Origin of the sequence: Modicisalibacter ilicicola DSM 19980 (assembly GCF_900128925.1) — a bacterium.
Classification (GTDB): Bacteria; Pseudomonadota; Gammaproteobacteria; order Pseudomonadales; family Halomonadaceae; genus Modicisalibacter; species Modicisalibacter ilicicola.
Window position 1 is genome coordinate 32,993 of record NZ_FQUJ01000019.1, and the last position, 25,442, is coordinate 58,434.

The following is a 25,442-nucleotide window of genomic DNA, read 5'->3' on the forward strand; positions in this document are numbered from 1 at the left end:
CATGCCCTCTTCCCTGCTAGTTCTGCTGATGGCCATCAACCTCTCCTGCGTAAGCCCCACTGCCGAGGCACAAGAGATCACACGACCAGCCCCCGCCGACAAGCCCCCCTACGATATCGCCCTGGACTACTGCGCGGAGCGAGGCGGCCTCGCTCAGTACAGTGTCAAAGGCGAAGAGGTGCGGTTCACTTGCGGCGACGACCTGACGACGATCATTACTATCTCTTCTTGATTGACAAAGCCTGGTGGCCGAGCCTTTGGAAAGTCACACATGACGTCCCTGTTACTCTATCTAGCCGCGGCGCTGGCCGAGATTGCCGGTTGCTTCACCTTCTGGGCCTGGTGGCGACTCGACAGATCGATGGCGTGGTTGCTTCCGGGACTTGCCAGCCTGGCACTGTTCGCCTGGTTGCTCAGCCTGGTCGACAGCGATTATGCCGGTCGCGCTTATGCGGCCTATGGCGGCATCTACATCGTCTCGTCGCTACTCTGGCTGTGGCTGATCGAACATCGCGCCCCGGATCGTTGGGACATGCTCGGCGCCGGCATCTGTCTGGTCGGCGCCGGGGTGATCCTGTTCGGCCCGCGGGGAAGCTGATCCGATCTCACCCCAACTGGAACGGGTAGACACTCCCCACCTCGAGAATCCGCGTCAGTTCGTCCAGGGCGGCCAGGGTCTCCTCGGCAAGCTGCGGATCGGCGAGATCCTCCGGCGTCAGCCGGTCGCGATAGTGCTTCTCCACCCAGGCGGCAAGATCGCCATGGAGCCCGTCGTCGAGCAGCACGCGCCCCGTCAGGCCCGAACGCTCCGCTTCGGAGAGCACCACCCGCAGGCGCAGGCAGGCCGGCCCGCCACCGTTGCGCATGCTCTGCTTGACGTCCTTGACCACGACATCATTGATCGGATTATTGCCCCCCAGCAGCAGGTCCTGGACGACGCGCCACACCGCCTCGTTCTCCTGGCATTCCCCGGGCACGACCAGGGTCATGGCGCCGGACCCGTCCGGGTCGGAAAGCAGCTGGGAGTTGAACAGGTACGAGGAGACTGCATCGTCCAGACTCACGGCCTGGGTGGGCACACGCACCGGGATCAACGGCGTGGCCATCCTGGCCCGCAGTTCCTCGAGGGTCTTCTCCTCCTCGAGAAAGGCCATCTCGTGATAGAGCAGCACCGGGCCGTTGCCCACGGCGATCACGTCGTTGTGGAACACGCCGGCGTCGATGGCGTCGGGGTGCTGCTGGGCAAACACCGCCTGAGCATCACGCAGGCCATGCTGACGGGCGATGGCCTGGCTGGCTTCCAGGGTCTGGCGTGCCGGGAAGCGCCTGGGCTGTTGCTGCCCGCCGAAAGCCTGACGGCCATAGACGTAGAGATGCACGCCGGGCTCGCCGTGATCGCCGCACAAACGCGTATGGTTGGCGGCCCCTTCGTCGGAGAACGCTGGGGTCGCCGGCAACGCCGGATGATGGGCGAAACGTGCGCCATCGCGAAAGATCGCCGCCAGTACTCGGCCAGTGGTCTGGGGCTCGAGGAAGCGGTGGAAACTCGACTGCAGGTTGGCCGGCGTGAAGTGCACCCGGCCATCCCCGGCGTCCCGGCTCGGCGTCACGGTGGCGGCATTGGCCGTCCACATGGAGGACGCCGAACAGACCGCCCGCAGGATCTGCGGCGCCTCGCGGGCGGCACGCTCGAGCACCTGGGCATTGCTGCCCGAGAAGCCAAGATCGCGCAATGCGCCGAGGTCCGGGCGTTGCTGCGGCGGCAAGACCCCTTGGGCGAAGCCGGCCTCCTGCAGCGCCTTCATCTTGGCCAGGCCTTGCAGCGCGGCCTCCCTGGGGTTGGATTCCAGGCCGCCGTGACGCATCGAGGCCACGTTGCCGTGGGCCAGTCCCGCGTAGTTGTGGGTCGGGCCGACCAGGCCGTCGAAATTGACCTCGCGCACGTCGCTCATGGCCTCTTTCATAGCGTCACCCCGGCCGGCAGCGGATCGGGCAGCACCAGCGTCTCGGCCTCCATCGAGGCGATCGGGTAGGCGCAGTAATCCGCCGCGTAATAGGCGCTCGGGCGATGATTGCCGCTGTCGCCGATGCCGCCGAAGGGCGCATCACTGGAGGCGCCGGTGGTCTGGCGGTTCCAGTTGACGATGCCGGCCCGGATGCGCAGCAGGAAGTCGTCCCAATCGGCGCGCTCGCCGCCGATCAGCCCGGCAGAGAGACCGTAGCGGGTGTCGTTGGCCAGGGCGATGGCCTCGTCCCAGTCGCGATAGCGATGCACCTTGAGCAGCGGGCCGAAGTGCTCCTCGTCGGGTACCTCGAGACCAGTGACATCGATCAGCGCCGGGCTCAGGATGCTGGTGCCCGCGACCAGCCGCTGCATGCGCGAGAGCACCGTGGCGCCCTTGGCCTCGAGATCCTCCTGGGCCTTGAGCAGGCCATCCGCCGCCTCGACGCTCACCAGACCACCGTAGAACGGGGCCGGCTCGCTGAAGGGCCCGGCGACGTGCAGCTTGCCGATGGCGTCGCTGAGCGCTTCGATCAGACGGTCGCCCACCTCGCCCTCGGGCACCATCAACCGCCGCGCGCAGGTACAGCGCTGGCCACCGGACAGGAATGCCGATTGCAGGATGGTCAGCACGGCGGCGGCCTGGTCCGGCACGTCCTTGACCACCAGCGGATTGTTGCCCCCCAGTTCCAGGGCCAGGATCTTGCCGACCTGGCCGGCAAACTGCTCGTGCAGGAGCTTGCCGATCCTGGCGCTGCCGGTGAACAGCAGGCCATCGATATCGCCGGCGCCGGCCAGCGCCTGGCCCACCGGCGCGGCCCCCTGCACCAGATTGATCACTCCGTCGGGCAGGCCGGCAGCTTGCCAGCACTGCAGGGTCAGATCGGCGGTTTTAGGCGTCTGTTCGCTGGGCTTGAAGACCACCGTATTGCCGGCCAGCAGCGCCGGCACCATATGGCCATTGGGCAGGTGGCCGGGGAAATTGTAAGGACCGAACACGGCCAGCACGCCATGGGGGCGATGGCGTAGCACGGCGCGAGCCCCCGCCACGTCGCGACCCCGTTCGCCGGTACGTTCCTCGTAGGCGGCCACCGAGATGGCGACCTTGCCGATCATCGCCCCGACCTCGGTACGCGCCTCCCAGAGCGGCTTGCCGGTTTCCTGGGCGATGCATTCGGCGAGCGACTCGCGATGCCTCTCGAGCTCGTCGCGAAAGCGCTCGATGATGGCCTGACGCTCGGTCAGGCTGCGACGCGCCCAGCCGGGAAAGGCGGCACGCGCCGCGGCCACGGCCTGTTCGACCTGGGCCGGGCTGGCGGCATTGGCCTGCCAGAGGGTGTCATGGGTCACCGGGTCGCGCTTGGCGAAGGACTCGGCCTCGCCGCCGAGCCAGGCTCCACCGATCAGTAGCTGTTGCTTGGCGTGCATAAACTCTCCTATGTCTCGAGAACGCGGAGGAAATCCCCGGCCTTCACGTCGAGGCGACGGGCTTCTTCCGCGGTCAGTGACAGGGTGCCATCCTCGCCGGGGCCTCGGCCGACCCAGGCGGCACGAAAACCGACCATGGCGGTGGTCGACACCAGCCAGCCGGGGCGTTCGCTACTTTCAAGATTCGAGGCGATCTCGACCGGACATAGCGTCGATGAGCGCACCGCGCGAACATCATCGATATACGCTTCCACCGTGGGGCCGCCGTCGAAGATGTCGATATAGCCCTCCCAGCGCAGCCCCTCCTTCTTGAGCATCTCCAGGGCCGGGCGGGTGTGCTCGTGCACCTGGCCGATGCAGGCCCGCGCCTCCTCGGACAAAAAGGGCGTATAGATCGGGAACTTGGGCATCAATTCGCCGATGAAGCTCTTCTGCCCCATGCCGGTGAGCCGGTCGGCCTCGTCGAAATCCATGGGGAAGAAATGGCTGCCCAGGCACTGCCAGAAGGGGCTGATGCCATTCTTGTCGAACACGCCGCGCATCTCGGCCAGCACCTTGTCCGGAAAGCGGTCGCGGAACTGGGCCATGAACAGCCAGCGCGCCTTGGACAGCAGTGCACCGTTGCGATTCTGACGGTATTCGGGGCGCAGGAAGAGCGAGGCCACCTCGGCATCGCCGGTGTGATCCGAGCTCAGGAACAGCGTGTCGATGGTGCGGTGCAGGTCGAGCTGTACCGAGGAGTGGGCCAGGGTACCGACCCGATAGTGGTAGAACGGTGCCTCGCGGCCCACTTGCCCCTCGATGGCGCAGCAGCCGGCCAGTTCGCCGTTCGTGTCGTCTTCCAGCACGAAGAAGTACAGGCGATTGTCGACCGGGGTGCGCTCCTCGAAGGCTCGGGCCGCGGATTCGATCTTGCTGGCCAGGAAGTCGCGGTTGTCGGGAAGGGACGTGAAACCGATGCCCGTCTCCCGAGCGAGCCGTTGCAGCCCGTCCAGGTCGTCGCGCGAGATGGGACGAAGTCGCATCAGAGTTCCCCCTCGTCGAGAATGTCTTCACCGGCGGGAAGGGTGAGCGGCGCGGCCAGCACCGCCCGCCCCTCTTCCACCCCCAGCAGCTCGGCATGTTCCGGCGACAGCATCAGCTGGCCGGTCGGCGACAGGGCGTAGCGCGTCACCAGGCAACGGAAGCCCTCGAGCTTCTGATTGGCGACCATCGCCGGTTCCGCATCGGGCAAGGAAGCGGCCGGACGGATACGCACCGGATGCCAGATGCAGCGGCGGAAGGTTTCCAGGCGCTCGCGCTCGGCCTTGATCACCGGTCCGGCATCGAAGATGTCGACATGCCGCGAGCGCAGGAAGCCCTCGGCGAGCATCTCGTTCATGGCCGTTTCGTGGTCCGGGTGCTCGCGACCGATGGCGGCCCGGGCCTGGGGCGTGAGCAACGGCAGGTAGAGCGGGAACTGCGGCATCACCTCGGCAACGAAGCTCTTCGAGCGCACGCCGGCGAAATGATTGATCTCCTCGAACCCGCGCACGAAGAAGTGGCGCCCCACGCTGTTCCAGAACGGCGATTCGCCGTCCGCGTCGAGATAGCCCGGGAAGGCCACGGCGAGAATCTCGGCGAAGCGTTCCGGGTACTGGGCGATGAACATCAGCCGCGCCCGGCGCAGCAGGCTCTCGGCGCTGGTCCCCTTGTAGCGGGCATCCAGCGACAGGGCGCACAGCAGGCTGGCCTCGGAGACCTCGTGGGAAAGTGCCAGGGTCTGTACCTCACGACGCACATCGAGCTGCTGCGAGGCATGGATCAGGGTCTCCTGGCGATAGGTGTAGTAGGCCTCCCGGGCACCCGCCTGGGCGCGGATCGTGGCGGTTCCCACCACCTCGCCGCGTTCCCGGTCCTCGAGCACGAAGGTATAGCTGTCATCTCCCGGGAAGTCGATGTCCCGGGCCAGCGACTGCTGGGAGCGCGTGATACGCTCTTCCAGGCGGTCGCGATGCGCGGGAAGATTGGTCAGGCGCGGCGTCGCGGTCCCGGCCAGACGCTCGAGGCCGGGCAGGTCGGCGGGCTTGGCAGGTCGAACGACCAGCATGGCACTCCCCCTCAGCGAAGAATGATCGGTCATCGACTCAGGCATTCTCGACGAAACGCGCGACGGCCCGCTCGAGACGCGCCATGCCCTCGACGATGTCCTCTTCGGGAATCACCAGGGACGGCGCCATGCGCAGCACGTTGGGACCAGCCACCAGCGCCATCACCCCCTCCTCGATCGCCAGGGGCAGGATGTCCTTGGCACGGCCTTCATACTGTGGCGCCATCTGCGCACCGATCAGCAATCCCATGCCGCGCACTTCCTGGAACACGCCGTACTGGCTGTTGATGGCGCCCAGATGCTCGCGGAACAGTTCATGACGCCGCTGCACGCCTTCCAGCACCTCGGGGGTATCGATGGTCTCCAGGGCGGCCAGGGCCACGGCGGAGGCCAGAGCATTGCCGCCATAGGTGGAGCCGTGGGTGCCGATGGTGAAGACCTTGGCGATGGCCTCGGTGGTCAGCATCGCCCCCACCGGGAAGCCGCCGCCCAGGGACTTGGCGCTGGTCAGGATGTCCGGGATCACGCCATAGCGCATGTAGGCGAACAGCGTGCCCGGACGCCCCATGCCAGACTGCACCTCGTCGTAGATCAGCAGCGCGTCGTGGGCGTCGCACAGCTCTCGCAAGCCTTCCAGGAACTCCTGGGTGGCGGGCAGGATGCCGCCCTCGCCCTGCATCGGCTCGACCATCACCGCACAGGTGTCGTCACCGATCAGTTCGCGCACGCTGTCGAGATTGTTGAACTCCGCGTGCAGGATGCCGCCGGGCACCGGCCCGAAGCCCTGGGAGTACTTGGGCTGGCCGCCGACGCTGACGGTGAAGAAGGTGCGCCCATGGAACGACTGGCGAAAGGAGATGATCTTGTCCTTGTGCGCGCCATGGGTGTCGTGGGCCCAGCGCCGCGCCAGCTTCAGCGCCGCCTCGTTGGCCTCGCCCCCGGAGGAGCAGAGATAGGCCTTGTCGGCGAAGGTGCGCTCGACCAGCGACTTGGCAAGCTGCAGAGCCGGCTCATTGGTGTAGACGTTGGACAGATGCCAGAGCTTGTCGGCCTGCTCCCTGAGGGCGTTGACCAGCACCGGATGGCAATGGCCCAGGGAGTTAACGGCGATACCCCCGGCGAAATCGATGTATTCGCGCCCCTCCTGATCCCACAGGCGGCTCCCCTCGCCGCGCACCGGAATCACCTTCTGCGGTGCGTAGTTGGGCACCATGTAACGATCGAAATCTTCGCGGGTCGGGGTATAGGCCATGTCATTCTCCATCCTGAGGGATTGGTCGATGCTTCGAGTATAGGGAAACCGGCTCGTTCGGGCTTTCAGGGATGGGACGGCAACTTATAAAAAGCGGCTTCGGGCTTTTATTAAGAGCTGAAAAGCGGCTTCGGGCTTTTATTAAGAGCCGAAAAGCGGTTATGGGCTTTTGTAAAGAGCCGAAAAGCGGCTGTGGGCTTTCAAAAACTGTAAAAAGTGGTGAACGACGGTTGCGTTCTGGATGATTCGACCCACCTTACTATCTGACAGGGAAAACACAGGCCAACCCAAAGGAGCACCCCATGCGTATCGATCTCTCCGGCAAGCGCGCCATCGTCACCGGTTCCACCGCCGGCATCGGCTTCGCCATCGCCCAGGGGCTGGCCGACGCCGGCGCCGAGGTGACCATCACCGGTCGCACCCAGGCCCGCGTCGACGAGGCCATCGAGACCATCAAGCAGAAGACGCCCGACGCCCGGCTTGGCGGCGTGGCCGCCGACCTGGGTACCGCCGAAGGCTGCCAGGCACTGATCGATGCACGCCCCGAGACCGACATCCTGATCAACAACGTCGGCATCTTCGGCCCCCGGGACTTCTTCGAGACCGACGACGCCACCTGGGAGCAGTTCTTCCAGGTCAACGTGATGAGCGCGGTGCGCCTGTCGCGCCATTACGCCCAGGGCATGAAGCAGCGCGACTGGGGGCGCATCCAGTTCCTGTCCAGCGAGTCGGCGCTCAACATTCCCACCGAGATGATCCACTACGGCATGACCAAGAGTGCCGTGCAGTCCATCTCGCGCGGGCTGGCGAAGACGCTGGCCGGCACCCGGGTCACCGTCAACGCCATCCTGCCGGGGCCGACCCGTTCCGAGGGCGTGCTCAACATGATCAAGGAGGCCGCCGAGAAGGAAGGCGTTTCCCAGGAAGAAATGGAGAAGCGCTTCGTGCTAGAGAACCGCCCCACCTCGATCATCCAGCGCCTGGCGACCACCGAAGAAGTTGCCAACATGAGCGTCTACGCGGCCTCCGAACAGGCCAGTGCCACCACGGGTGCGGCGCTGCGCGTGGAGGGCGGCATCGTCGACACCATGGCCTAGGCGCAGGGATGCGCAACGTCATGCCGTCGACATGGTGCTGGCCGAGCCCCAGGACCGGGTGAGTCAAATCCTTTTACCTTCCACGGGAGCGGTGACGACATATGCTATAAAGCAATAAGTTGATGCCCCCTTGGAGCCAGCATGAAACTCAGGGTCTACATGAATCACGCGCTGGGCGGTTTCCGATATACCCGTACTGCGACAGAAATCCGCGTCGGCGACATCGAGCGTCTGAGCGAGGGCGATCTTGAGCTCGTCGAATGCTTCAATCCGAAGACCAACTCCTTCCCAGTCATCGCCGCGAATGAGGGCGAATTGGTGAGCCGGACCGACGCCACTCGCACGCTTCCTCGGGACATCGCGCAGTGACCGCGTGGCTCCATCGCTTTCCAGGTCTTGCTTCACTCGAGGCCGCTGTGCGAGATGGTCTCATCAACACGGCCAAAGTAGTCCGAGTGCCAGCCGAGACCGTGATCTTTGGTCCGGGACACCCACCCGAGAACCTCCTTCTGCTGCTTGATGGCCGAGTCCGGGTACAGCAGATCACGGAGAACGGCCGCGAGATCGTGCTCTATCGGGTCCATGCGGGCGAAAGCTGCATTCTCACCACGGCATGCCTGTTGGCTTTCGAGGATTACACCGCCGAAGGCGTCGCAGAGAAGGAGGTCGAAGCGGTGATGATCCCGCGCGCAGCTTTCGACGACGCCATGTCTAATTCGCCGGCTTTCCGACGTTTCGTCTTTACCGCCTACTCGAGGCGGATCACCGATCTCTTTCTGACGGTCGAGGAAATCGCCTTCGGTCGCATGGATGCACGGCTCGCTGCGAAGCTGCTGGAGCTTGGCGACCAGGGCCTTGTCACGGCGACCCACGGCGTTTTGGCCGCGGAACTGGGCACGGCGCGCGAAGTCGTCAGTCGCCAGATGGCCGAGTTCCAACGGCGCGGCTGGGTTGAGCAAAGGCGTGGTGCGGTCGAGCTAGCCGACATGGCCGCATTGAAAAAATTCGTGGAAGCGAACCCGGTCTGACTCTTCGGTGACATGGTCACTGAAAGGGACACGGCGAGAAGCTATTTTCGTCAGGAATGGTTCCTGACGGAGAGAGGCATGTCCCGAAACGAAGGCACTTTCGACCGCATCCTACGCGCCATCGTCGGCCTCGCGCTGATGGGGCTTGTCCTATTCACCAATCTCGTGAGCCCGGTCCTTTTCTGGGGCGCGAGCCTCGTCGCAACGGTGCTTCTGATCACCGCTCTCACGGGATTCTGCCCGGCCTACCGCCTGCTCGGCCTTCAGACATGTCGAAAATGCTGATCTTCGTCGCAACCGCCACCGCTGGCGTTCTGGCCGCGGGTTGGGGCTCGCTGCGTCTTTGCGGGCGCAACGCCATCGCCTGGCATCAGGGCAAAGGAGTAAGACATGACCGACTATCCCGTAGAAATGGATACGACACCTGACGTCGAGGGCTTCTTTGACGAGGCGACCAACACGATCAGCTACATCGTGAAGGATCCTGGCAGCAAGCATTGCGCGATTATTGATTCCGTCATGGACATCGACTATGCCGCCGGGCGTATCAGCTACGATCATGCCGACGCGCTGATCGCGCGGATTCGCGAGCGTGGGTTAATGCTGGACTGGATCATCGAGACGCATGTCCATGCCGATCACCTGTCGGCCGCGCCCTACATCCAGGACAAGCTCGGCGGGAAGATCGGCATCGGCGCCAGGATCACCCTCGTGCAGCAAACGTTCGGAAAGGTCTTCAACGAGGGCACCGAGTTCGAGCGCGACGGCAGCCAGTTCGATGCGCTGTTCGAAGACGGCGATACCTACGAGATCGGCGGCATGGCGGCCTTCGCCATGCACACACCCGGCCACACGCCTGCCTGCATGACCCATGTGATCGGTGACGCGACCTTCGTGGGTGACACGCTCTTCATGCCCGACGGCGGATCGGCGCGCGCGGATTTCCCGGGCGGCGACGCGGGTGAGCTTTACGACAGCATCCAGAAGGTGCTGGCGCTACCCGACGAGATGCGGCTCTTCATGTGCCACGATTACGGCCCGAACGGCCGAGACATCGCTTGGGAAACCACGGTCGGAGACGAGAAGGCGCACAACATCCATGTAGGCGGCGGCAAGACCCGCGAGGAGTTCATTGCCATGCGCGAGGCGCGTGACACCACGCTGAAGATGCCGACGCTCATCATCCCGTCTCTGCAAGTGAACATGCGGGCTGGCGAAGTGCCGACCGACAAGGACGGCAACCCAATGATGAAGGTGCCGGTGAACGGACTTTGATCGTCGTCGGGAGGGGATCACGTGGAAATCAAAAAACTGACCAACAAGCTGTCAGTCGGACCGCAGATTGCGCCCGTTGACGTCGAGACACTGAAGCAGGAGGGCTTTCGCTCAATCATCGTCAACCGACCAGACGGCGAAGGCCCCGATCAACCGAACTTCGCCGAGATCGACGCCGCGGCAAGGGCGGCGGGACTTGAGACGCGTTACATTCCTGTTGAGACGGGCAAGGTCAGCGAGGAAGACGCGACGCATTTTGGCGTTGCGTTGCGCGAGATGCCCGGCCCGGTCTTTGCCTTCTGCCGCTCGGGCATGCGCTCCACGACCCTCTGGGCACTGAACGAGGCCGAGGATCTCCCCCTGCCGGAGATCCTCGGTGCGGCGAAGGCGGCGGGCTACGACATGAATGGCGTCGCCCGCCGCATCGCCAATGGCGGCGAGACGCCCGCGGATGCCGAGGATGTCCACCACGAGATCGTCATCGTGGGGTCCGGCGCGGCCGGCATCTCGGTCGCCGCCAGCCTCAAGGCGCGTGGGCCGGGCCTCGACATCGCCATCATCGACCCCGCCGACATCCACTACTACCAACCCGGCTGGACCATGGTGGGTGGCGGCATCTTCAAGGCGAGCGATACCGCCAAGACGATGGGATCGCTGATTCCCAAGGGCGTGAGCTGGATCAAGGCCGCCGTTGCCGCCTTCGAGCCGAAGCGGAACGCCTTGATCCTCGATGGTTGCCGGGTCGTGGGCTACGACCGGCTCGTCGTCTGCCCGGGTTTGAAACTCGACTGGGGCGGCATTGAGGGGCTGGAAGCGACGCTGGGACGCAATGGCGTCACCTCGAACTACCGCTACGATCTCGCGCCCTACACATGGGAACTCGTGCGGGGTCTCAAGCAAGGGCGCGCGATCTTTACCCAACCACCCATGCCGATCAAATGTGCCGGCGCGCCACAAAAAGCCATGTACCTGTCCGCCGATACTTGGCGGCAACAACGGGTCCTCGAGAACATCGATATCCACTTCATGAATGCGGGCGGAGTGCTGTTCGGTGTGAAGGATTATGTCCCCGCGCTCATGGAATACATCGAACGCTACGACGTGACGCTCGACTTTTTCCATAATCTCGTCGCCATCGACGGGCCGTCCAAAACCGCCGTATTCGAGGTGAAGGAGCCGGAAAAGGAACCGCGCCAGATCGAGACGACCTTCGACATGATCCATGTCTGCCCACCGCAGAAGGCGCCGGATTTCATCCGCGTCTCTCCGCTTGCGGACGCGGAGGGCTGGGTGGATGTCGATCAGGCGACCCTGCGCCACAAGGAGTACGACAACATCTGGGCGCTGGGCGACGTGATGAACGCGCCGAACGCCAAGACTGCCGCCGCTGCACGCAAGCAGGCGCCGGTGGTGGCCGAGAACATCCTCGCCGACATCCGGGGACGTGAGCCCGTTGCACAGTATGATGGCTATGGCTCCTGCCCGCTGACTGTGGAGCGCGGCAAGATCGTGCTGGCCGAGTTCGGCTATGGCGGCGTACTGAAGCCGAGCTTCCCGGCCTGGCTGATCGACGGAACGAAGCCGACGCGGGCGGCCTGGCTCCTGAAGGAGCGGATGCTGCCGCCGATCTACTGGAAGGCGATGCTGCGCGGGAAGGAGTGGTTGGCCAAACCCCAACCCTTAAAGGTGCAATCCGACGAATGAGATTTTCATGACTCGCTTCGCGCAATATCTGCCCATCCTCGATTGGGGCCGCCGCTACGACCGCGCGGCGCTTGGCGCCGACCTGTTGGCCGCGGTGATCGTCACGATCATGCTGATCCCGCAATCGCTGGCCTACGCCCTGTTGGCGGGACTGCCTCCAGAGGCCGGCATCTATGCTTCGATCGCCCCCATCCTCCTCTATGCGATTTTCGGCACCAGTCGGGCGCTGGCCGTAGGGCCGGTGGCCGTCGTTTCGCTTCTGACCGCATCGGCGGTCGGACAGGTCGCGGATCAGGGCACCGCCGGCTATGCCGTGGCCGCGCTCACGCTCGCGGCACTCTCCGGGGCGTTTCTGCTGCTCCTCGGGGTCTTCCGCCTCGGATTTCTCGCCAACTTCTTGAGCCATCCCGTCATCGCGGGCTTCATCACCGCAAGCGGCATCCTGATCGCGGTCAGCCAACTCAAGCATGTCTTGGGCGTCGAGGCGCAGGGCCATACTCTGATCGAGATCGGCGGATCGCTACTCGCGCATCTCGGCGACGCCAATTTGCCAACGCTTGTGATCGGCGTGACCGCGACCGCATTCCTCTTCTGGGTTCGCAAGGGACTGAAGCCGGCGCTAGGCCGGATCGGCCTGCCGCCGCTGGCCGCTGACATCGCCACCAAGGCCGGTCCTGTCGCTGCGGTCGTCGTTACGACGCTGGCTGTCTGGGAACTCGAACTGGAGGCGCAGGGCGTTGCCGTCGTAGGCGCGGTGCCGCAAGGCCTGCCGCCACTGACGCTGCCCTCCTTTGCGCCGGACCTGATCGCGGCGCTGGCGCTGCCGGCCATCCTGATCTCGATCATCGGCTTTGTGGAATCAATCTCGGTCGCCCAGACGCTCGCCGCCAAGAAACGCCAGCGGATCGATCCCAACCAAGAACTGATCGGCCTGGGTGCAGCCAATCTCGGCGCGGCCTTCTCCGGCGGCTATCCTGTCACGGGAGGCTTCGCGCGTTCGGTCGTCAACGACGATGCGGGTGCAAGGACGCCGGCGGCCGGTGCCTTCACTGCCGTCGGCCTCGCCGTGGCGGCCATGGCGCTGACGCCGCTTGTCTTCCATCTGCCCACGGCGACACTCGCGGCCACCATCATCGTTGCGGTGCTCGGCCTCATTGATCTCACGATCCTGCACAAGACCTGGAATTACTCCCGGGCTGATTTCACGGCTGTCGCCGCCACGATCGCCCTGACGCTTCTGCTTGGTGTCGAGGTCGGCGTTGCCTCGGGCGTGGTGATCTCGGTGCTCCTGCATCTCTACAAGACCTCGCGCCCCCATGTGGCTGAAGTGGGTCGCGTCACCGGTACCGAGCATTTTCGCAACGTCCTGCGCCATGAAGTCGACACCGATCCGCGCGTCGTGACCCTGCGCGTCGACGAAAGCCTCTATTTCGTCAACGCTCGCTTCCTCGAGGACTTGATCCAGTCCCGCGTGACCGCTGGCAGCCAGATCCGTCATGTCGTACTGATGTTCTCGGCGGTAAACGAGGTGGATTATTCCGCGCTCGAGAGTCTCGAGGCGATTAACGCCAGACTGCGCGACATGGGCGTCGGCCTGCATCTATCCGAGGTCAAGGGCCCTGTAATGGACCGTTTGAAGCGGTCGCACCTCATCGAAAACCTGAACGGCAGGGTCTTCCTGTCGCAACATGATGCTTGGACGGCCCTGACGGACCGGACTAGGCGTCAGCCAAGTAGAATGGAGTCTTGAATGACGATCATGAAAGTTAGTGAGAGCCGCAAGCCCGGTAGCCCTCGTGTTGCAGGTTTCTATGAGTCCGATACCGGGTCGATTCAGTACGTCGCGATCTGCGAGGCGACAAGGAAGGCGGCGCTGATCGATACAACCAAGCTTTGATCTGATGCGTGGATAAAAGAGGGGGCTTGCTGGATAGCAGGCGCCCTTTTTACGATTTGATCTCGGCCAACCAAAAAGTTATAAGCTTATTACAGTTCTTGATAACCCCAGCGCACGGGCGTATGTTTGAAGGTGTGGGGAAGTCCAATCCGGGAGGAAACGACCATGAAAAAATTGCTAATAGCACTACTTGTCACATTCGCCGCCAGCTTCAACGTCCACGCTGAAGACGCGCTTGCCGTGACGCCCCAGGAAACCTACGACATGGTTCAAAAGCAGGGGGATCAGATCCTGTTTGTGGATGTCAGGGATCCGGTGGAAATCATGTTTATCGGGTTCACGGATGCGATCGACAAGAACATTCCGTTCAAGCTTGTGGACCGCTCTGACTTTCTCCCAGACAAGGGCCGGTTTGCCATGATCACCAACCCGGAGTTCGCAGCGGGTGTGGAAAAAGCTCTCGAAGAGAAAGGCCTCGATAAGGATGCCCTGATCATTACCATGTGCCGCTCCGGTTCCAGTCGCGGTAAACCCAGCGCCGAATACCTGTTGGAGCGGGGTTTCACCAACGTGAAATACATTGATCACGGCTTTCAGGGCAGTGGCGCCAAAGAGGGCGAAAAGAAAGGCATGAGGATCGTGAATGGCTGGCAGAATGCAGGGCTGCCCTGGTCCATGACGCTCAACACGGAGAAGATCTATCGTCCGTAATCCAGAAAATATGATTTCTCGACTCTGAAGTGGCATTCATGGGGAGTTTTGACACTTATCTAAGCGCTTCTTCATGGAAAATCGCCCCACCTCGATCATTTAGGGTTTTCGATCAGCGACTACTGCGCATCCTGGGGCTTGTCGGGGTCGGCATCGACCAGGCAATTGACCGTCTCGCCACCCGGGTCATTGATCTGCTCGCCTCCGGGCCGGCGCAGCCCGGAAGTCAGCTCCAATGACGCATAGAGCCAGTCGACCAGGGTCTCGCCGAGATCCATCGCCTCCTCGGCGCGGCCGTGAGCATAGAAGGTCAGCATCTCCCGGGCATCGTTACGCTGCCCCTGATCGATCAGCGTGCGCGCGGATCGCTCCACCCACGGCATGTCATCGAAGCTGGCCTGCTCGAAGCCCTCGAGCAGTTCGGTCACCTGCGGCCGGTAGGCATCGGGGTCTTCGCACATCAGGTACATGACCTGCTTGAAGCGCCGGCCGGCGAAGTCGCTGGCCTCCTGAACCTGGAAGTCCGGGTTCAGGAAGTTCGAGGCCGCACCCTTGGTCAGGTAGCGATGCTGGCCATACTCCAGGGGCACCTGCTGCACGCCGAGCCACCAGGGCAGGAAAGGTGCCGCCAGCGATCCGGTCGGCGCTACCCAGATACGAATCAGGTCGGCGTCGATCCCCTTCCTGAGACTGACGACCTGACCATAACCCGCCTCGTCGTCGGCGATGCGATGATCGCGCACACGAGCCATCATCTCGCGCTCGTCGACCGGCGCCATCTCCTCGGTGACCTTTTCCAGCGCGGCCTGGGTCATGTACTTGTAGCCCCCGGTACGCGCCCGGGTATCCTGGCGACCGTAAACCTCGAAGACATTGAAGGCCTCGTCGGCCTGGGAGTCGAACCAGCCCTGCTCCTCGGCGAAGGTGATCAGGTTGTCCGAGCCCATGAAGTCCGGGTTCTCTCGATAGTCGAGAGGGAACTTCTCGATGTAGCCCGGGTAAAGCACCCGGACGTCGTCCGGGCCCAACCGTTCGGCAGCCCAGAGCCCCTGGCCGCCGGCGAACTCCCAGACCACCCAGCCCTCGTCGGGATCGGCGATCAGGTGGGTGTTGCCCCCATAGGTGGAATAGCCATGCTCGGCTATCAGTTCGCCGATCAATTCGACCCCCACCCGAGCGGTCGTCGCCCGCTCCAGCACCAGTCGCGCCAGATCACTGTATTGCGGGCCACGCTGCGGCGTCGGCGTCATGTCGATCAATTCTTCACGATTGGTCGCCCAGACATCACGCACCGCCACCTGATGTTCGTTGACGCCGCCATTGGTCAGGGGTGCCGGGAAACCCGCGTAGTCGGAGTACGACATCGACAGATAACGAAAGGTGTGCGCGACCTGAGGAATCTCGATCAGCTGTCCCGGAATGTTCGCCGCCTCGGTGACCCCTACCTTGATCATCGAATCGGGTTCATGATCGACGGCCGGCACGATCTCGAGCCAGTGGCTGGAGACCTCCTCGCCGGTGCCGCCAACGAGCACCCCCTGGTCCTGTGTCAGGTTCTTGCCCACGTAGAAGGCGTAGCTTGCCCAGGCAGGAGAAGAGGCAAGCAGGGGCACGGCCAGTAGCAGCGAAGACGGCAGACAAGTCAGTTTCATCATGGACTCCTCGGATGATGACGAGCAGATGGCGATTACGCACGAGCCGGCTTTTCTAGAGCGTAGCCCAGTCGGGCTATACTGTGACGACTCATGCGAGTGGATCTTCCGAGAAATCATGATGCTCAACACCACCGCCTGGAACCGGCTGCGCTATACCCTCTATGCCCCGGCCTACGATCTGGTCGCCGACCGTGTCTTCCGCCGTGCACGGCGCCAGGCGCTCGAGGCAGTCGACTGGTCGCTGGGGCAGCGGGTGTTGATCCTGGGGGCCGGCACGGGCCTGGACCTTCCCTACCTGCCACGAGATATCGAACTGCATGGGACCGATCTCTCGCCGGCCATGGTGGAACGCTTTCGGGTGCGGGCCGACGAGCTCGGCTTTGATTTCACCGCCCGAGAGATGGACGCCGAACACCTCGACTACCCCGACGGCTACTTCGATGTGGTGATCATGCACCTGATCCTGGCGGTGATGCCCGATCCAGCTCGCGGCCTCGCCGAGGCGCATCGCGTGCTTTCAAGCGACGGTCAACTCTGCGTGATGGACAAGTTCCAACCCGACAGCCATCGCGCGGGCCGGGGTCGGCGGGTGCTGAATGCCGTGACCAGCGCCATCGCCACGGACATCACTCGCCAGGCACGGCCGCTGCTGGAGGACGCAGGATTTTTCATCATGCGGGACGAGCCGGTGATGATGGGCTCGCTGTTCCGGGCGCTGCTGGCGTGCAAGCAACGCCCTGGCGTGTGAAGCGAGTACAGGGTGCGATTGGCCTAGGCTCCAGAGCACATGGCCTCTTCGCTGCCCTGCGCCTCGGATACGGCATCCGCGGCTTGCGGCTCCAGTCGATAGCCATATTGGTAGATGCTGCGCAATCGGAAGCCGTGGCGCCCATCCAGGGCAAGCTTGCGGCGCAAGCGGCTGATATGAGTATCCACGGTGCGGGTCGAGACATCCCCCTTGATGCCCCAGACGACCTCGAGCAGATGCGCGCGGGAAAGCAGCTCGCCGACATGGGTGAAAAAGAGCGTGGCCAGCCTGTACTCCCGATCGGTCAGTGAAATGGCTCGACCCTCCAGGCGCACGCAATGATGCTCGCGATCCAGGAAGTAGGCCCCGTGCCGGTCGTGGCGCTTGACCGCCTTCATGCCCAGGCGCCGCCCCAGCGCATTGACGCGCGCCTCCAGCTCCCGGGGGCGTAACGGCTTTGCCAGGAAGTCATCCGCCCCATGCTCCAGGGCCAACACGACGTCTTCCTCGTTCTGGCTGGCGGTGATGAAGAGAATCGGGTTATGCCAGCCATCGTGCTGGCGAAGATGGCTCATCACGTCCATGCCGCAGGCATCCGGCAGGCGCCAGTCGAGAATCAATAGATCGAATGCCTGCTGCTGCATGGCACGGCGTAGCTCGCTCGCCCGCTCGAACAGCGACACCTCGTGCTCGGCGGCGCTCAGGCAGAGCCTGATGAACTCCTGCTGAACGCTGTCATCCTCCAGTACTCCGATATGCATACCACGACACTCTCTCATGATGCTAAAAATCATATTTTATGATGTCCGATGTCATGCTGCGCGTTGACACAAAGGTTTACAGTTTGCGCTTTTCGCGCCGATATATACTCCTGGCTTTTATCAGGGGGAGACCAAGCATGACGATGTCCATTTCACGCGCCGCCCTGGGAAGCCTGCTGGGAGCCTTGCTAGCCTTTACGGGGCCGGTCCAGGCGCTGGAAGCCCCCACTGGCCCCGTCATCCTCAAGGTGAGCGGCAAGCTCGCTCATGCCAATGTCGGCGACGAGGCGCACTTCGACCGGGCCATGCTGCACTCCCTGGAACAGCATGAAACAGTGACGAACACGCCCTGGTACGACTCCCGGGTGAGCTTCGAGGGCCCCCTCGGCCGGGCGCTGCTCGAGGCCGTGGGCGCCGAGGGCGACAGCCTGCGGATCCGTGCGCTCAACGACTATGCCGCGTCGGTCCCGGTGGAAGACTTCATGGCCCATGACGTGATCCTGGCCATGTCCGCCGATGGGCGTCCGCTGCGGGTGCGCGACCACGGCCCCCTTTTCGTGATCTACCCCTTCGACGACAAGCCCGAGCTCCTCAACGAAGAGATACTCTTTCGCTCGGTCTGGCAGGTGAACCGCATTGAGATCGAGTGATTCGGCCAACCGGTTTTCTGCCATCACCCTGAAATCGCTGTTCTCGCGTCGCTACAGGATCGCCAGCTTCTCGGCGATCCTGTTTCTTCTCTCGACGCTCATCACCGGTAGCATCATCTTCCAGCGCCAGCAGGAACTGGAAAGTCGGCTCGACGAAAACCTGATCTGGGCGGTCTACCAGTTCGATCGTGAGGTACGCGAGCTGCGCTTTGCTGCCAGCGACATCCTGACATCCCCCCTCGAAGACCTGTTGTTTCGCTTCGAGATTCTCTACAGTCGCATGCGGCTGTTTCAGAAGGGGATCATTGCCCAGGAGATCGCCGAGATCGAAGGCATTGGAGAGCCCCTGCAGCGGGCCTTCCTGCTGATCGAGGCAATGGATGAACAGTTGCAGAAACTGCCTGAGAACACCGGCATGCCACCCGCCGCGCTGCTGGCGGACCTAAATGCGAAAAGTGCTGAGCTGCAACAACTGACCAACACCATCCTGGTGGACAGCAACGCGCACATGGCATCGCTGCAAGCCCGGGAACGCAGGACAATGCTGCAGCTCTATGCCCTGGAGCTGACGCTGATCCTGCTGTTGGTGGTGTCTGGCGGCCTGCTGGCGCGCGCCTTGATCCACGAGGGGCGCTCTCGGGACGAGCAGGCTCGGCTACTGGCGCGGCAAGCCGAGGAGTTGGAGGAAGCCAGTCGTGCCAAGTCCGAGTTCATGGCGATCATGAGCCACGAGATTCGCACGCCGCTCAATGGCGTGATCGGCATGACCGATCTCATCTCGGATGAGCCGATGTCCTCGCGAGGCCGGGAATACCTTCAGGCGCTCAAGCAGAGCGCCGCGGGACTGCAGTCGGTCATCAACGACATCCTCGACTACACCAAGATCGAGTCCGGGTCGCTGGATCTCGACGATCAGCCCTTCGACCTCACCACCTTCCTGGAGCAGCTATGCGCCGGCTATCAACTGCGCTGCCGGGATTCCGAGGTCCTGTTCAGCCAACACCTCGAGGGTGGGCTGCCACGCTTCGTGAGAGGGGACTTCAATCGCCTGCGGCAGGTGCTCATGAACCTGCTCAACAACGCCTTCAAGTTCACCCGTGAAGGCTTCGTCAAACTCCATGTCAGTGCCGAAGCCGGCCCGTTGATCCGCTTCGAGGTGCGGGACACCGGGTGCGGGATCGCCCCCGAGGATCAGACCCGCCTGTTCTCGGCCTTCACCCAGGTGGATTTCTCCATTGCCCGCCGTCATGAAGGAACCGGACTGGGGCTAGCCATTTGCCAGCGCCTGGTGCAGGCGATGGGTGGCGAGATCGGCGTGTCCAGCCAGATCGACCTGGGCAGTCGGTTCTGGTTCACGGTAGCGTTGCCCGAGGCGCAAGGCAGCGAGGTAAAACAGCATATCGACACCTGCCGTGCCAGCTTGAAGCGACATCGCATTCTTGTCGTGGAAGACAACCCGATCAACCAGACGTTGGCCCAGGCCATGCTGATGCGCCTGGGACAGACCGCCGAGGTCGTCGACGATGGTGCCGAAGCGCTGGAGCGCCTGGAAAGACAAGCGTTCGACCTGGTACTGATGGACATGCAGATGCCGGTACTCGACGGTCTTGAAACCACACGTCGCTGGCGAGCCCGGGAAACCGAGGGGCACCTGCCCATCATCGCCATGACCGCCAACGTGATGCCCGCGGATCTCGAGAGCTGCTACCAGAGCGGCATGGACAACGTGATCTGCAAGCCCTTCACCCGTGACGCCTTGTGCCAGCTACTCGGCAAGTATCTTGAGCATTCCAGGCCGGGCAATCAGGTGAGCGCGCCCAGCACCGTATCGGCAGAGACCACCTATTCGAAGCATGCGATCGATGAAGCGACCCAGGCAGACAACGTGCTGGATGACGAGATTTGCAGGGAATTGCGCTATACCCTGGAGCCATCGGCGCTGCAGAATCTGCTGAACACTTACCTGCTGCGTCTCGAGGATCGACTCAAGAGCTTTCGCGAACACCTCGCCACCGGAAATCGAGATGACCTGAGACGCGGTGCCCACTCCCTCAAGGGCGCCTCGGCATCCCTGGGCTGTGTGGCCATTGCCCGCGAGGCCGCTGCCCTGGAAGAGGCACCTCTCGACACGCCCATCGCCGAACTGCAATACCGTGTGGAGACCATCGCCGCATTGAAGAGCGATTCGAAAGCGGCACTGATGCAGGCCGGATTGCTCTGCACCTGAGAAGGATACACCTCGGGGCGAACATCAGAAGACGATGGCCCCCTGTCGGGTCTGTTTGGCAAACCAGGTAGCGAACTCGGCTTCGGCCATGGGCCGCGCGAAGAGATAGCCCTGACCATGATCGCAGCCGTCACGCTTGAGCAGCGCGTGTTGGCTCCGGGTTTCGATACCTTCCGCCACCACTTTCATGTCGAGACGCTTGCCCAGCTCGATGATCGACAGGGTGATGGCTTCCGCCTCTCGATCCTCGTCGCAGTGAGCGACGAAGCTGCGATCCAGCTTCAATTCATCGAAGGGCAGGCGGTAAAGCTGGGTCAGCGACGAATAGCCGGTGCCAAAGTCGTCAAGCGACCAGCGACAGCCTCGCTCGCGCAGGGCGGTGAAAAGGTGGCGAGCGTGAACGAGACATTCGATGCCGGCGGATTCCGTCAGCTCCAGGGTGATGCCCCGGAGGCTATCGCCATGCCGAGAAAGCAGGCGGTCGAAGGAAGCGAGCACATCGGGCGTCTTGAACAGTTGTGCCGGGATGTTGACGGCGATGTCCAACTCCCAGCCTCGGGCCCGCCAGCGCGCCTGCTGACCCAACACCTGCGCCAGCATGTACCAGGTGAGTTCGACGATCTGATCGCTTTGCTCGGCCAGCGGAATGAAGGCATCCGGATAGAGCACCCCTCGTTGAGGATGCTTCCAGCGCACCAGCGCTTCCACCCCGACGACTCTTCCGGACCGCAGGTCGTGTTTTGGCTGGTAGGCCGGGAACAGTTGGCCTTGCTGCATGGCCGATGCCAGGTTCTCGGCCCCGAGCGCTTGCTGAGGCGCACCCAAGCTGCCGATGACATGGTCGAGTGTCTTGAGAAACCGGGACTTGGACAGAAATCCCAGCATTCTCAATCCGCTCGAGGCCCCGGCATCCAGAATTCGCTTGGCGGTGCTGGCATCGCAGGTACTCAACAGCACGATCGCAGCATTGAGCTTTAGATCACTGAGGTACTGCATGACATCCAGCCCGGTGAACTCCCCCAGATCGAAGTCCAGAAGGATGAGCTCGGCAGCAAGAAGCTCGGGCTGGCAGACAAGTTCGCCAAGCCCATTGGCGGTAACGACGTCGTAGCCCCGCCGGGTCAGCAATTGCCTCCCCAGCACCTGGATTTCAATATCGTCATCGACGATCAGCGCACGTTGCGCCATAACCGGAAACCCCATTCCTGGCAAAACCGCATGAATGTCTGCATGGACCCGTTCATTACGTTAGGCAATTGGTTTATTTCATCCGCCAACCTGCGAGAGCTCATTCGGCAAGGTTGCCCAGCGATTCCGAGAAGCGAACATGGTGGCGCAGGCGTCAGAAACCCCGTTCGATTAGCCCTCAGGCTCATCACCCGGCACCTGTGCAAACTAACACTTTTTTTCAGTCAGTTACTGCATTACCCAGACATTGTGTCGTTTTTTCACAATGTGTATTAACGAAAAGGTTTTACCCGGGTAATCCAAAAAGCTATGGCGCTACCGCCGTGCCAACAGTCGCTGCATCGCCGGTGTGGGCGTCTCGATCCGGTGGTGCCGGCGGCTCGCCGCGTAGCTGTCGTTGAAGGCGTCGAAGTAGTCGTCGAGCACGGCAGCGGCGGTCTTGTCGCCAGTCTGGCGCAGCAATTCGGCGGCGACTTCGGCGGTGCACAGGTGGGAAGCCGAGGCTGGCTTGCGCAGGTGATAGCGGGTCCGCCGTTCGGTGTAGAGCGGCAGCACCGGCAGGCGTTCGAGGTAGGGGCTCTTGCGGAAGATGCGCCGAGCCTGGCGCCAGGTACCATCGAGGATGATGAATACCGGAATGCGACCTTCGCACTTGGCGTCACCCACCGCCTCGGGCCCGACGACGCGCTCGGCATAGTCCGGCTGGTCGTCGGGAAAGATGAGAAAAGGCGCGAAACGCGGGTCGTCGAGATTCTCGAGAAGCGCCGTGTCCGGGGCGGTGCGATACCAGGTGAAGACTTCAGTGGTGTCGAGAACGTCGCCGATCAGCCGGCCGGTATTGGTCGGCTTGTTATGTTCCAGGGGATGGGTCAACAGCCAGAAACGCGCATCGCTGTCGGCCTGTACCCGGTAGGGACACAGGCAGTTGAGTGCCGGTAGCCGACAGGCCTCGCAACGAGTGACGAAACTGCCGCGCGCCTTGAACGCTCGACGGGGCGGACGGGGGCGGCCGGTAGCCGGATCATGCTCGCAATCGCCGTCGGTAACAGGATAGGACACTGTGGAATCGGGGGTCTCACTCATGACGTATGCGGTTCGGCGAAAAAGGCCGGACAGTCTAGCATGGCGGCCCCCCGCTAGGCGTGTCGACGGTCTCGGCGTTCAAAATATCTCGGGCACTTCGAGACGCTGTCGGCGACGCCAGTGATCGACGAGCTTCGGCACCCCCTGGCTCGCCGGCGCATCGATGGCTCGCACCCAGTCGGGCGACAGCGCAGAGGCATTGGGGTCGACCAGGATGCAGGGGCACTCGGTGGGCGCTTCATGAAGCAGCATCGCCGCCGGCATCACCGCCAGGGACGTTCCCACCACCAGCAGCAGGTCGGCCTCGGTGACGATATCGCAGGCATGGCCGTAGGCCGGCACCGCCTCGCCAAACCACACCACGTGGGGCCTGAGCTGCCCCCCCTTGTCACACAGATCGCCGAGCCTGATGCCCCCTCGCGGCAGGGGGTAGATGAGTCGCGGGTCGATGCTCGAGCGTGCCTTGAGGATCTCGCCGTGCAGGTGCACCACCTCTCTAGAACCGGCGCGCTCATGAAGATCGTCGATGTTCTGGGTCACGATACACACGTCGAACCCCGCCTGTTCCAGTTCGGCCAGGGCACGATGGGCCGGGTTGGGCCTGGCGCGCCGCACCTGGGTACGCCGCTCGTTGTAGAAGCGCAGCACCAGTTCGGGATCGCGCTGCCAGCCTTCGGGGGTGGCGACATCCTCGATGGCGTGGTTCTCCCACAGGCCATCGCCGTCGCGGAAGGTCTTCAGGCCGCTCTCGGCGCTGATGCCTGCCCCGGTGAGCACCACCAGGCGGGGTCTCGAATCTGCCGTCATCGTCTCTCGCACTTGCCGTGGAATCAGTAGGTCAGTACCGACTGGTCACTGCCATTGAAGCGCTGCTTGTTGCGATAGGGATAGACATCGATCACCTGCCCTTCCTCGATCGCCTTTTGCAGCCCTTGCCAGTAACCGGCGTCGAAGAGTTCGGGGTGCAATTCGAAGAACAGCCGCCGCAGCTTGATGTCGGCGAACAGGAAAGGCCCGAACTCCTCGGGGAAAATATCATTGGGGCCCACCGAGTACCAAGGCTCGTCCATCATCTCCTGCTCGGGGTAGAGGGGCTCCGGAATCTTCCTGAAGTTGCATTCGGTGAGATAGCAGATTTCGTCGTAGTCGTAGAACACGACCCGACCGTGGCGGGTCACGCCGAAGTTCTTGAGCAGCATGTCGCCGGGAAAGATATTGGCCGCGGCCATCTGCTTGATGGCATTGCCGTAATCCTTGAGTATCGCCCACGTCTCCTGCTCGTCGCTCTGCTCCAGATAGAGATTGAGCGGCATCATCATGCGCTCGGTGTAGCAGTGCTTGATGAGCACCTTGTCGCCGCGCAGCTCGACGGTGGACGGCGCCACCTCGAGCAGTTCCGCCAGGCAATCCGGATCGAAGTGGTCCTTGCGAGCGATGAAGTTGGAAAATTCCTGGGTATCGGCCATGCGCCCCACCCGATCATGGCGCTTGACCAGTCGATACTTCTCGCGCACGTTCTCGCGGCTCATTTCCTTGGATGGATCGAAGCGGTCCTTGATGATCTTGAACACCGTGCGATAGGAGGGCAGCACGAAGACGGCCATGACCATGCCGCGTACCCCCGGGGCGATGATGAAGCGATCCTGGCGCTTGGCGACATGGTGATTCAGGGCACGGAAGAACTCGGTCTTGCCATGCTTGAAAAAGCCGATCGCCGAATAGAGCTCTCCCTCGGGCTTTTCCGGCATCAGCTTCTGGAGATAGCCGACGAACTCGCCGGGTACCTGGGCATCCACCTGGAAATAGGCACGGGTGAACGAAAAGATGATCGATACCTCCACCGGCTCGATGATCACCGTATCCAGGCGCACGCCTGTCTGGCCATTCGGCGGCGTGCCATGGACGATCGGCAGCACCAGCGGCACCTGCAGGTCCGCGCCGCTCAGCCGCCCCACCAGATAGGCACCCTTGTTGCGGTAGAACACGCTCCTGAGCAGTTCGATCCGGGCGTCCGGCGCATCACGCAGTCCCTCGGGCAGATGGGCATTCAGGAAGTCGCTGCCCAGCTCGGTATCGCGTTCGAGGTCCTCGAAGAAGGTGTCCAGCGGCGCCTCGCCGAGCGCCCAGGCCAGTGCCCCTCTCCAGTCGCCCTCGACGGATCGCCGTCGCGTCAGCTCGATGTCGGAGCGACGCGCGGCATGAGCCCGGGAACTGTAGACGAACATCCAGTCATTGCGAATATGGCGGTGATGGAAGATCGAGCAGAAGAGCGAATTGAAATAGGTCTCGGCCAGCTCGTAGTCGAGGCGCTGATCGATCAGTTCCGCGTAATGCTGCTTGGCCTCGCGCCAGTTTTCGCAGTGGGTCAGCTCTTCGTCATCGAAGGAGCGGCGAAGGCGCGAGAGCGTGTCCCCGACCTTCTCGTCATAGAGATTGATACGCGCCGCCGAGGCCTGCTGGGCATCGCGCCAGGCCGCCTCGGCAAACCGCCGGCGGGCGTTGAGGGTGATTTGCTGAAAGCGCGAGCGGTACTCATCGAAGCCATGCAATATCGTGGCGGCGATGCGATAGGCGAGGGTGACTTTCATGACGGACTCCGATCGGCGTTAGCCCAAGCTTGCGCGATTTCTCGCGCCATGACGAGAGG

25 protein-coding genes are annotated in these 25,442 nt (G+C 63.0%); 14 read left to right on the forward strand and 11 right to left on the reverse strand.

Annotated features, from left to right (window positions below; genetic code table 11):
• Position 1: 1 nt before the first annotated feature.
• On the forward strand, positions 2–232 hold the full coding sequence (locus BUA41_RS16710) for a hypothetical protein (protein ID WP_072824953.1): 231 nt from the start codon (positions 2–4) through the stop codon (positions 230–232).
• Between the two features lie 39 nt (positions 233–271).
• Positions 272–598: a YnfA family protein gene (locus BUA41_RS16715; RefSeq protein ID WP_072824955.1), complete on the forward strand. Its 327-nt coding sequence runs from the start codon at positions 272–274 to the stop codon at positions 596–598.
• Between the two features lie 7 nt (positions 599–605).
• On the opposite strand, the gene astB is transcribed toward BUA41_RS16715, so the two are convergent.
• Genes astB through BUA41_RS16740 form a run of 5 tightly spaced genes read right to left on the reverse strand, consistent with a single transcriptional unit; the run spans position 606 to position 6,771 of the window.
• Entirely contained in the window at positions 606–1,952 is a 1,347-nt protein-coding gene (astB, locus tag BUA41_RS16720) for an N-succinylarginine dihydrolase (protein WP_084671779.1), read from the reverse strand.
• Positions 1,953–1,960: 8 nt separating this feature from the next.
• Positions 1,961–3,430 carry a succinylglutamate-semialdehyde dehydrogenase gene (gene astD / locus BUA41_RS16725; protein WP_072824959.1) on the reverse strand — a complete coding sequence of 490 codons (1,470 nt, stop codon included), beginning with the start codon at positions 3,428–3,430 and terminating at the stop codon, positions 1,961–1,963.
• Between the two features lie 8 nt (positions 3,431–3,438).
• Positions 3,439–4,455 (reverse strand): arginine N-succinyltransferase, encoded by a 1,017-nt coding sequence (gene astA / locus BUA41_RS16730; RefSeq protein WP_072824961.1) that lies wholly within the window; start codon positions 4,453–4,455, stop codon positions 3,439–3,441.
• Positions 4,455–5,519 (reverse strand): arginine N-succinyltransferase, encoded by a 1,065-nt coding sequence (astA, locus tag BUA41_RS16735; RefSeq protein WP_072824963.1) that lies wholly within the window; start codon positions 5,517–5,519, stop codon positions 4,455–4,457. Before astA (BUA41_RS16735) ends, astA (BUA41_RS16730) begins: the two co-directional genes overlap by 1 nt.
• A 37-nt stretch (positions 5,520–5,556) precedes the next feature.
• On the reverse strand, positions 5,557–6,771 hold the full coding sequence (locus BUA41_RS16740; RefSeq protein ID WP_072824965.1) for an aspartate aminotransferase family protein: 1,215 nt from the start codon (positions 6,769–6,771) through the stop codon (positions 5,557–5,559).
• A 302-nt stretch (positions 6,772–7,073) separates the two neighbouring features.
• On the opposite strand from BUA41_RS16740, the gene BUA41_RS16745 reads away from it, so the two are divergent.
• The 9 genes from BUA41_RS16745 to BUA41_RS16780 all read left to right on the forward strand — a co-directional run bounded on the left by BUA41_RS16745 (position 7,074) and on the right by BUA41_RS16780 (position 14,483).
• A complete protein-coding gene (locus BUA41_RS16745) occupies positions 7,074–7,868 on the forward strand; it encodes an SDR family NAD(P)-dependent oxidoreductase (protein ID WP_072824967.1) in 795 nt (264 codons plus the stop codon).
• 141 nt (positions 7,869–8,009) lie between these two features.
• The gene (locus BUA41_RS16750) at positions 8,010–8,237 is read left to right on the forward strand and encodes a helix-turn-helix domain-containing protein (RefSeq protein WP_072824969.1); all 228 of its coding nucleotides are present in this window, start codon (positions 8,010–8,012) and stop codon (positions 8,235–8,237) included.
• Between the two features lie 86 nt (positions 8,238–8,323).
• The gene (locus tag BUA41_RS16755; protein WP_217652839.1) at positions 8,324–8,896 is read left to right on the forward strand and encodes a Crp/Fnr family transcriptional regulator; all 573 of its coding nucleotides are present in this window, start codon (positions 8,324–8,326) and stop codon (positions 8,894–8,896) included.
• Positions 8,897–8,974: 78 nt separating this feature from the next.
• Positions 8,975–9,181: a YgaP family membrane protein gene (locus BUA41_RS16760; protein WP_072825023.1), complete on the forward strand. Its 207-nt coding sequence runs from the start codon at positions 8,975–8,977 to the stop codon at positions 9,179–9,181.
• A 105-nt stretch (positions 9,182–9,286) separates the two neighbouring features.
• A complete protein-coding gene (locus BUA41_RS16765; RefSeq protein WP_072824972.1) occupies positions 9,287–10,171 on the forward strand; it encodes an MBL fold metallo-hydrolase in 885 nt (294 codons plus the stop codon).
• A gap of 21 nt (positions 10,172–10,192) precedes the next feature.
• Positions 10,193–11,875 carry a bifunctional protein tyrosine phosphatase family protein/NAD(P)/FAD-dependent oxidoreductase gene (locus tag BUA41_RS16770; RefSeq protein ID WP_072824974.1) on the forward strand — a complete coding sequence of 561 codons (1,683 nt, stop codon included), beginning with the start codon at positions 10,193–10,195 and terminating at the stop codon, positions 11,873–11,875.
• 7 nt (positions 11,876–11,882) lie between these two features.
• Complete coding sequence (locus BUA41_RS16775) at positions 11,883–13,625, forward strand: SulP family inorganic anion transporter (RefSeq protein WP_072824976.1); 1,743 nt, start codon at positions 11,883–11,885, stop codon at positions 13,623–13,625.
• Entirely contained in the window at positions 13,626–13,772 is a 147-nt protein-coding gene (locus tag BUA41_RS19325) for a hypothetical protein (RefSeq protein WP_175547000.1), read from the forward strand. It abuts the gene before it with no gap.
• Between the two features lie 165 nt (positions 13,773–13,937).
• The gene (locus BUA41_RS16780; RefSeq protein WP_175547001.1) at positions 13,938–14,483 is read left to right on the forward strand and encodes a rhodanese-like domain-containing protein; all 546 of its coding nucleotides are present in this window, start codon (positions 13,938–13,940) and stop codon (positions 14,481–14,483) included.
• Between the two features lie 119 nt (positions 14,484–14,602).
• On the opposite strand, the gene BUA41_RS16785 is transcribed toward BUA41_RS16780, so the two are convergent.
• On the reverse strand, positions 14,603–16,135 hold the full coding sequence (locus BUA41_RS16785; RefSeq protein ID WP_072824978.1) for a C69 family dipeptidase: 1,533 nt from the start codon (positions 16,133–16,135) through the stop codon (positions 14,603–14,605).
• Positions 16,136–16,256: 121 nt separating this feature from the next.
• Between BUA41_RS16785 and BUA41_RS16790 the strand changes: the two genes are divergently transcribed.
• Positions 16,257–16,886 carry a class I SAM-dependent methyltransferase gene (locus BUA41_RS16790; RefSeq protein WP_072824980.1) on the forward strand — a complete coding sequence of 210 codons (630 nt, stop codon included), beginning with the start codon at positions 16,257–16,259 and terminating at the stop codon, positions 16,884–16,886.
• Positions 16,887–16,909: 23 nt separating this feature from the next.
• Here BUA41_RS16790 and BUA41_RS16795 read toward each other — a convergent pair whose 3' ends face one another.
• Positions 16,910–17,647, reverse strand: a complete 738-nt coding sequence (locus BUA41_RS16795) for a response regulator transcription factor (protein ID WP_072824982.1) — start codon at positions 17,645–17,647, stop codon at positions 16,910–16,912.
• A 137-nt stretch (positions 17,648–17,784) separates the two neighbouring features.
• Here BUA41_RS16795 and BUA41_RS16800 point away from each other — a divergent pair, with 137 nt between their 5' ends.
• Positions 17,785–18,297, forward strand: coding sequence for a putative pterin-binding protein (locus tag BUA41_RS16800; protein WP_340641255.1), 513 nt, complete (start codon positions 17,785–17,787; stop codon positions 18,295–18,297).
• The gene (locus BUA41_RS16805; protein WP_245791947.1) at positions 18,284–20,524 is read left to right on the forward strand and encodes an ATP-binding protein; all 2,241 of its coding nucleotides are present in this window, start codon (positions 18,284–18,286) and stop codon (positions 20,522–20,524) included. Before BUA41_RS16800 ends, BUA41_RS16805 begins: the two co-directional genes overlap by 14 nt.
• Positions 20,525–20,548: 24 nt before the next feature.
• On the opposite strand, the gene BUA41_RS16810 is transcribed toward BUA41_RS16805, so the two are convergent.
• From BUA41_RS16810 to aceK, 4 genes are all read right to left on the reverse strand, one after another.
• Positions 20,549–21,712: an EAL domain-containing response regulator gene (locus BUA41_RS16810; RefSeq protein ID WP_072824985.1), complete on the reverse strand. Its 1,164-nt coding sequence runs from the start codon at positions 21,710–21,712 to the stop codon at positions 20,549–20,551.
• Positions 21,713–22,027: 315 nt separating this feature from the next.
• Entirely contained in the window at positions 22,028–22,795 is a 768-nt protein-coding gene (locus BUA41_RS16815; protein WP_072824988.1) for a tRNA-uridine aminocarboxypropyltransferase, read from the reverse strand.
• 78 nt (positions 22,796–22,873) lie between these two features.
• On the reverse strand, positions 22,874–23,602 hold the full coding sequence (locus BUA41_RS16820; RefSeq protein ID WP_072824990.1) for an SIR2 family NAD-dependent protein deacylase: 729 nt from the start codon (positions 23,600–23,602) through the stop codon (positions 22,874–22,876).
• 23 nt (positions 23,603–23,625) lie between these two features.
• Positions 23,626–25,383, reverse strand: coding sequence for a bifunctional isocitrate dehydrogenase kinase/phosphatase (gene aceK / locus BUA41_RS16825; RefSeq protein WP_072824992.1), 1,758 nt, complete (start codon positions 25,381–25,383; stop codon positions 23,626–23,628).
• Between the last annotated feature and the right edge of the window lie 59 nt (positions 25,384–25,442).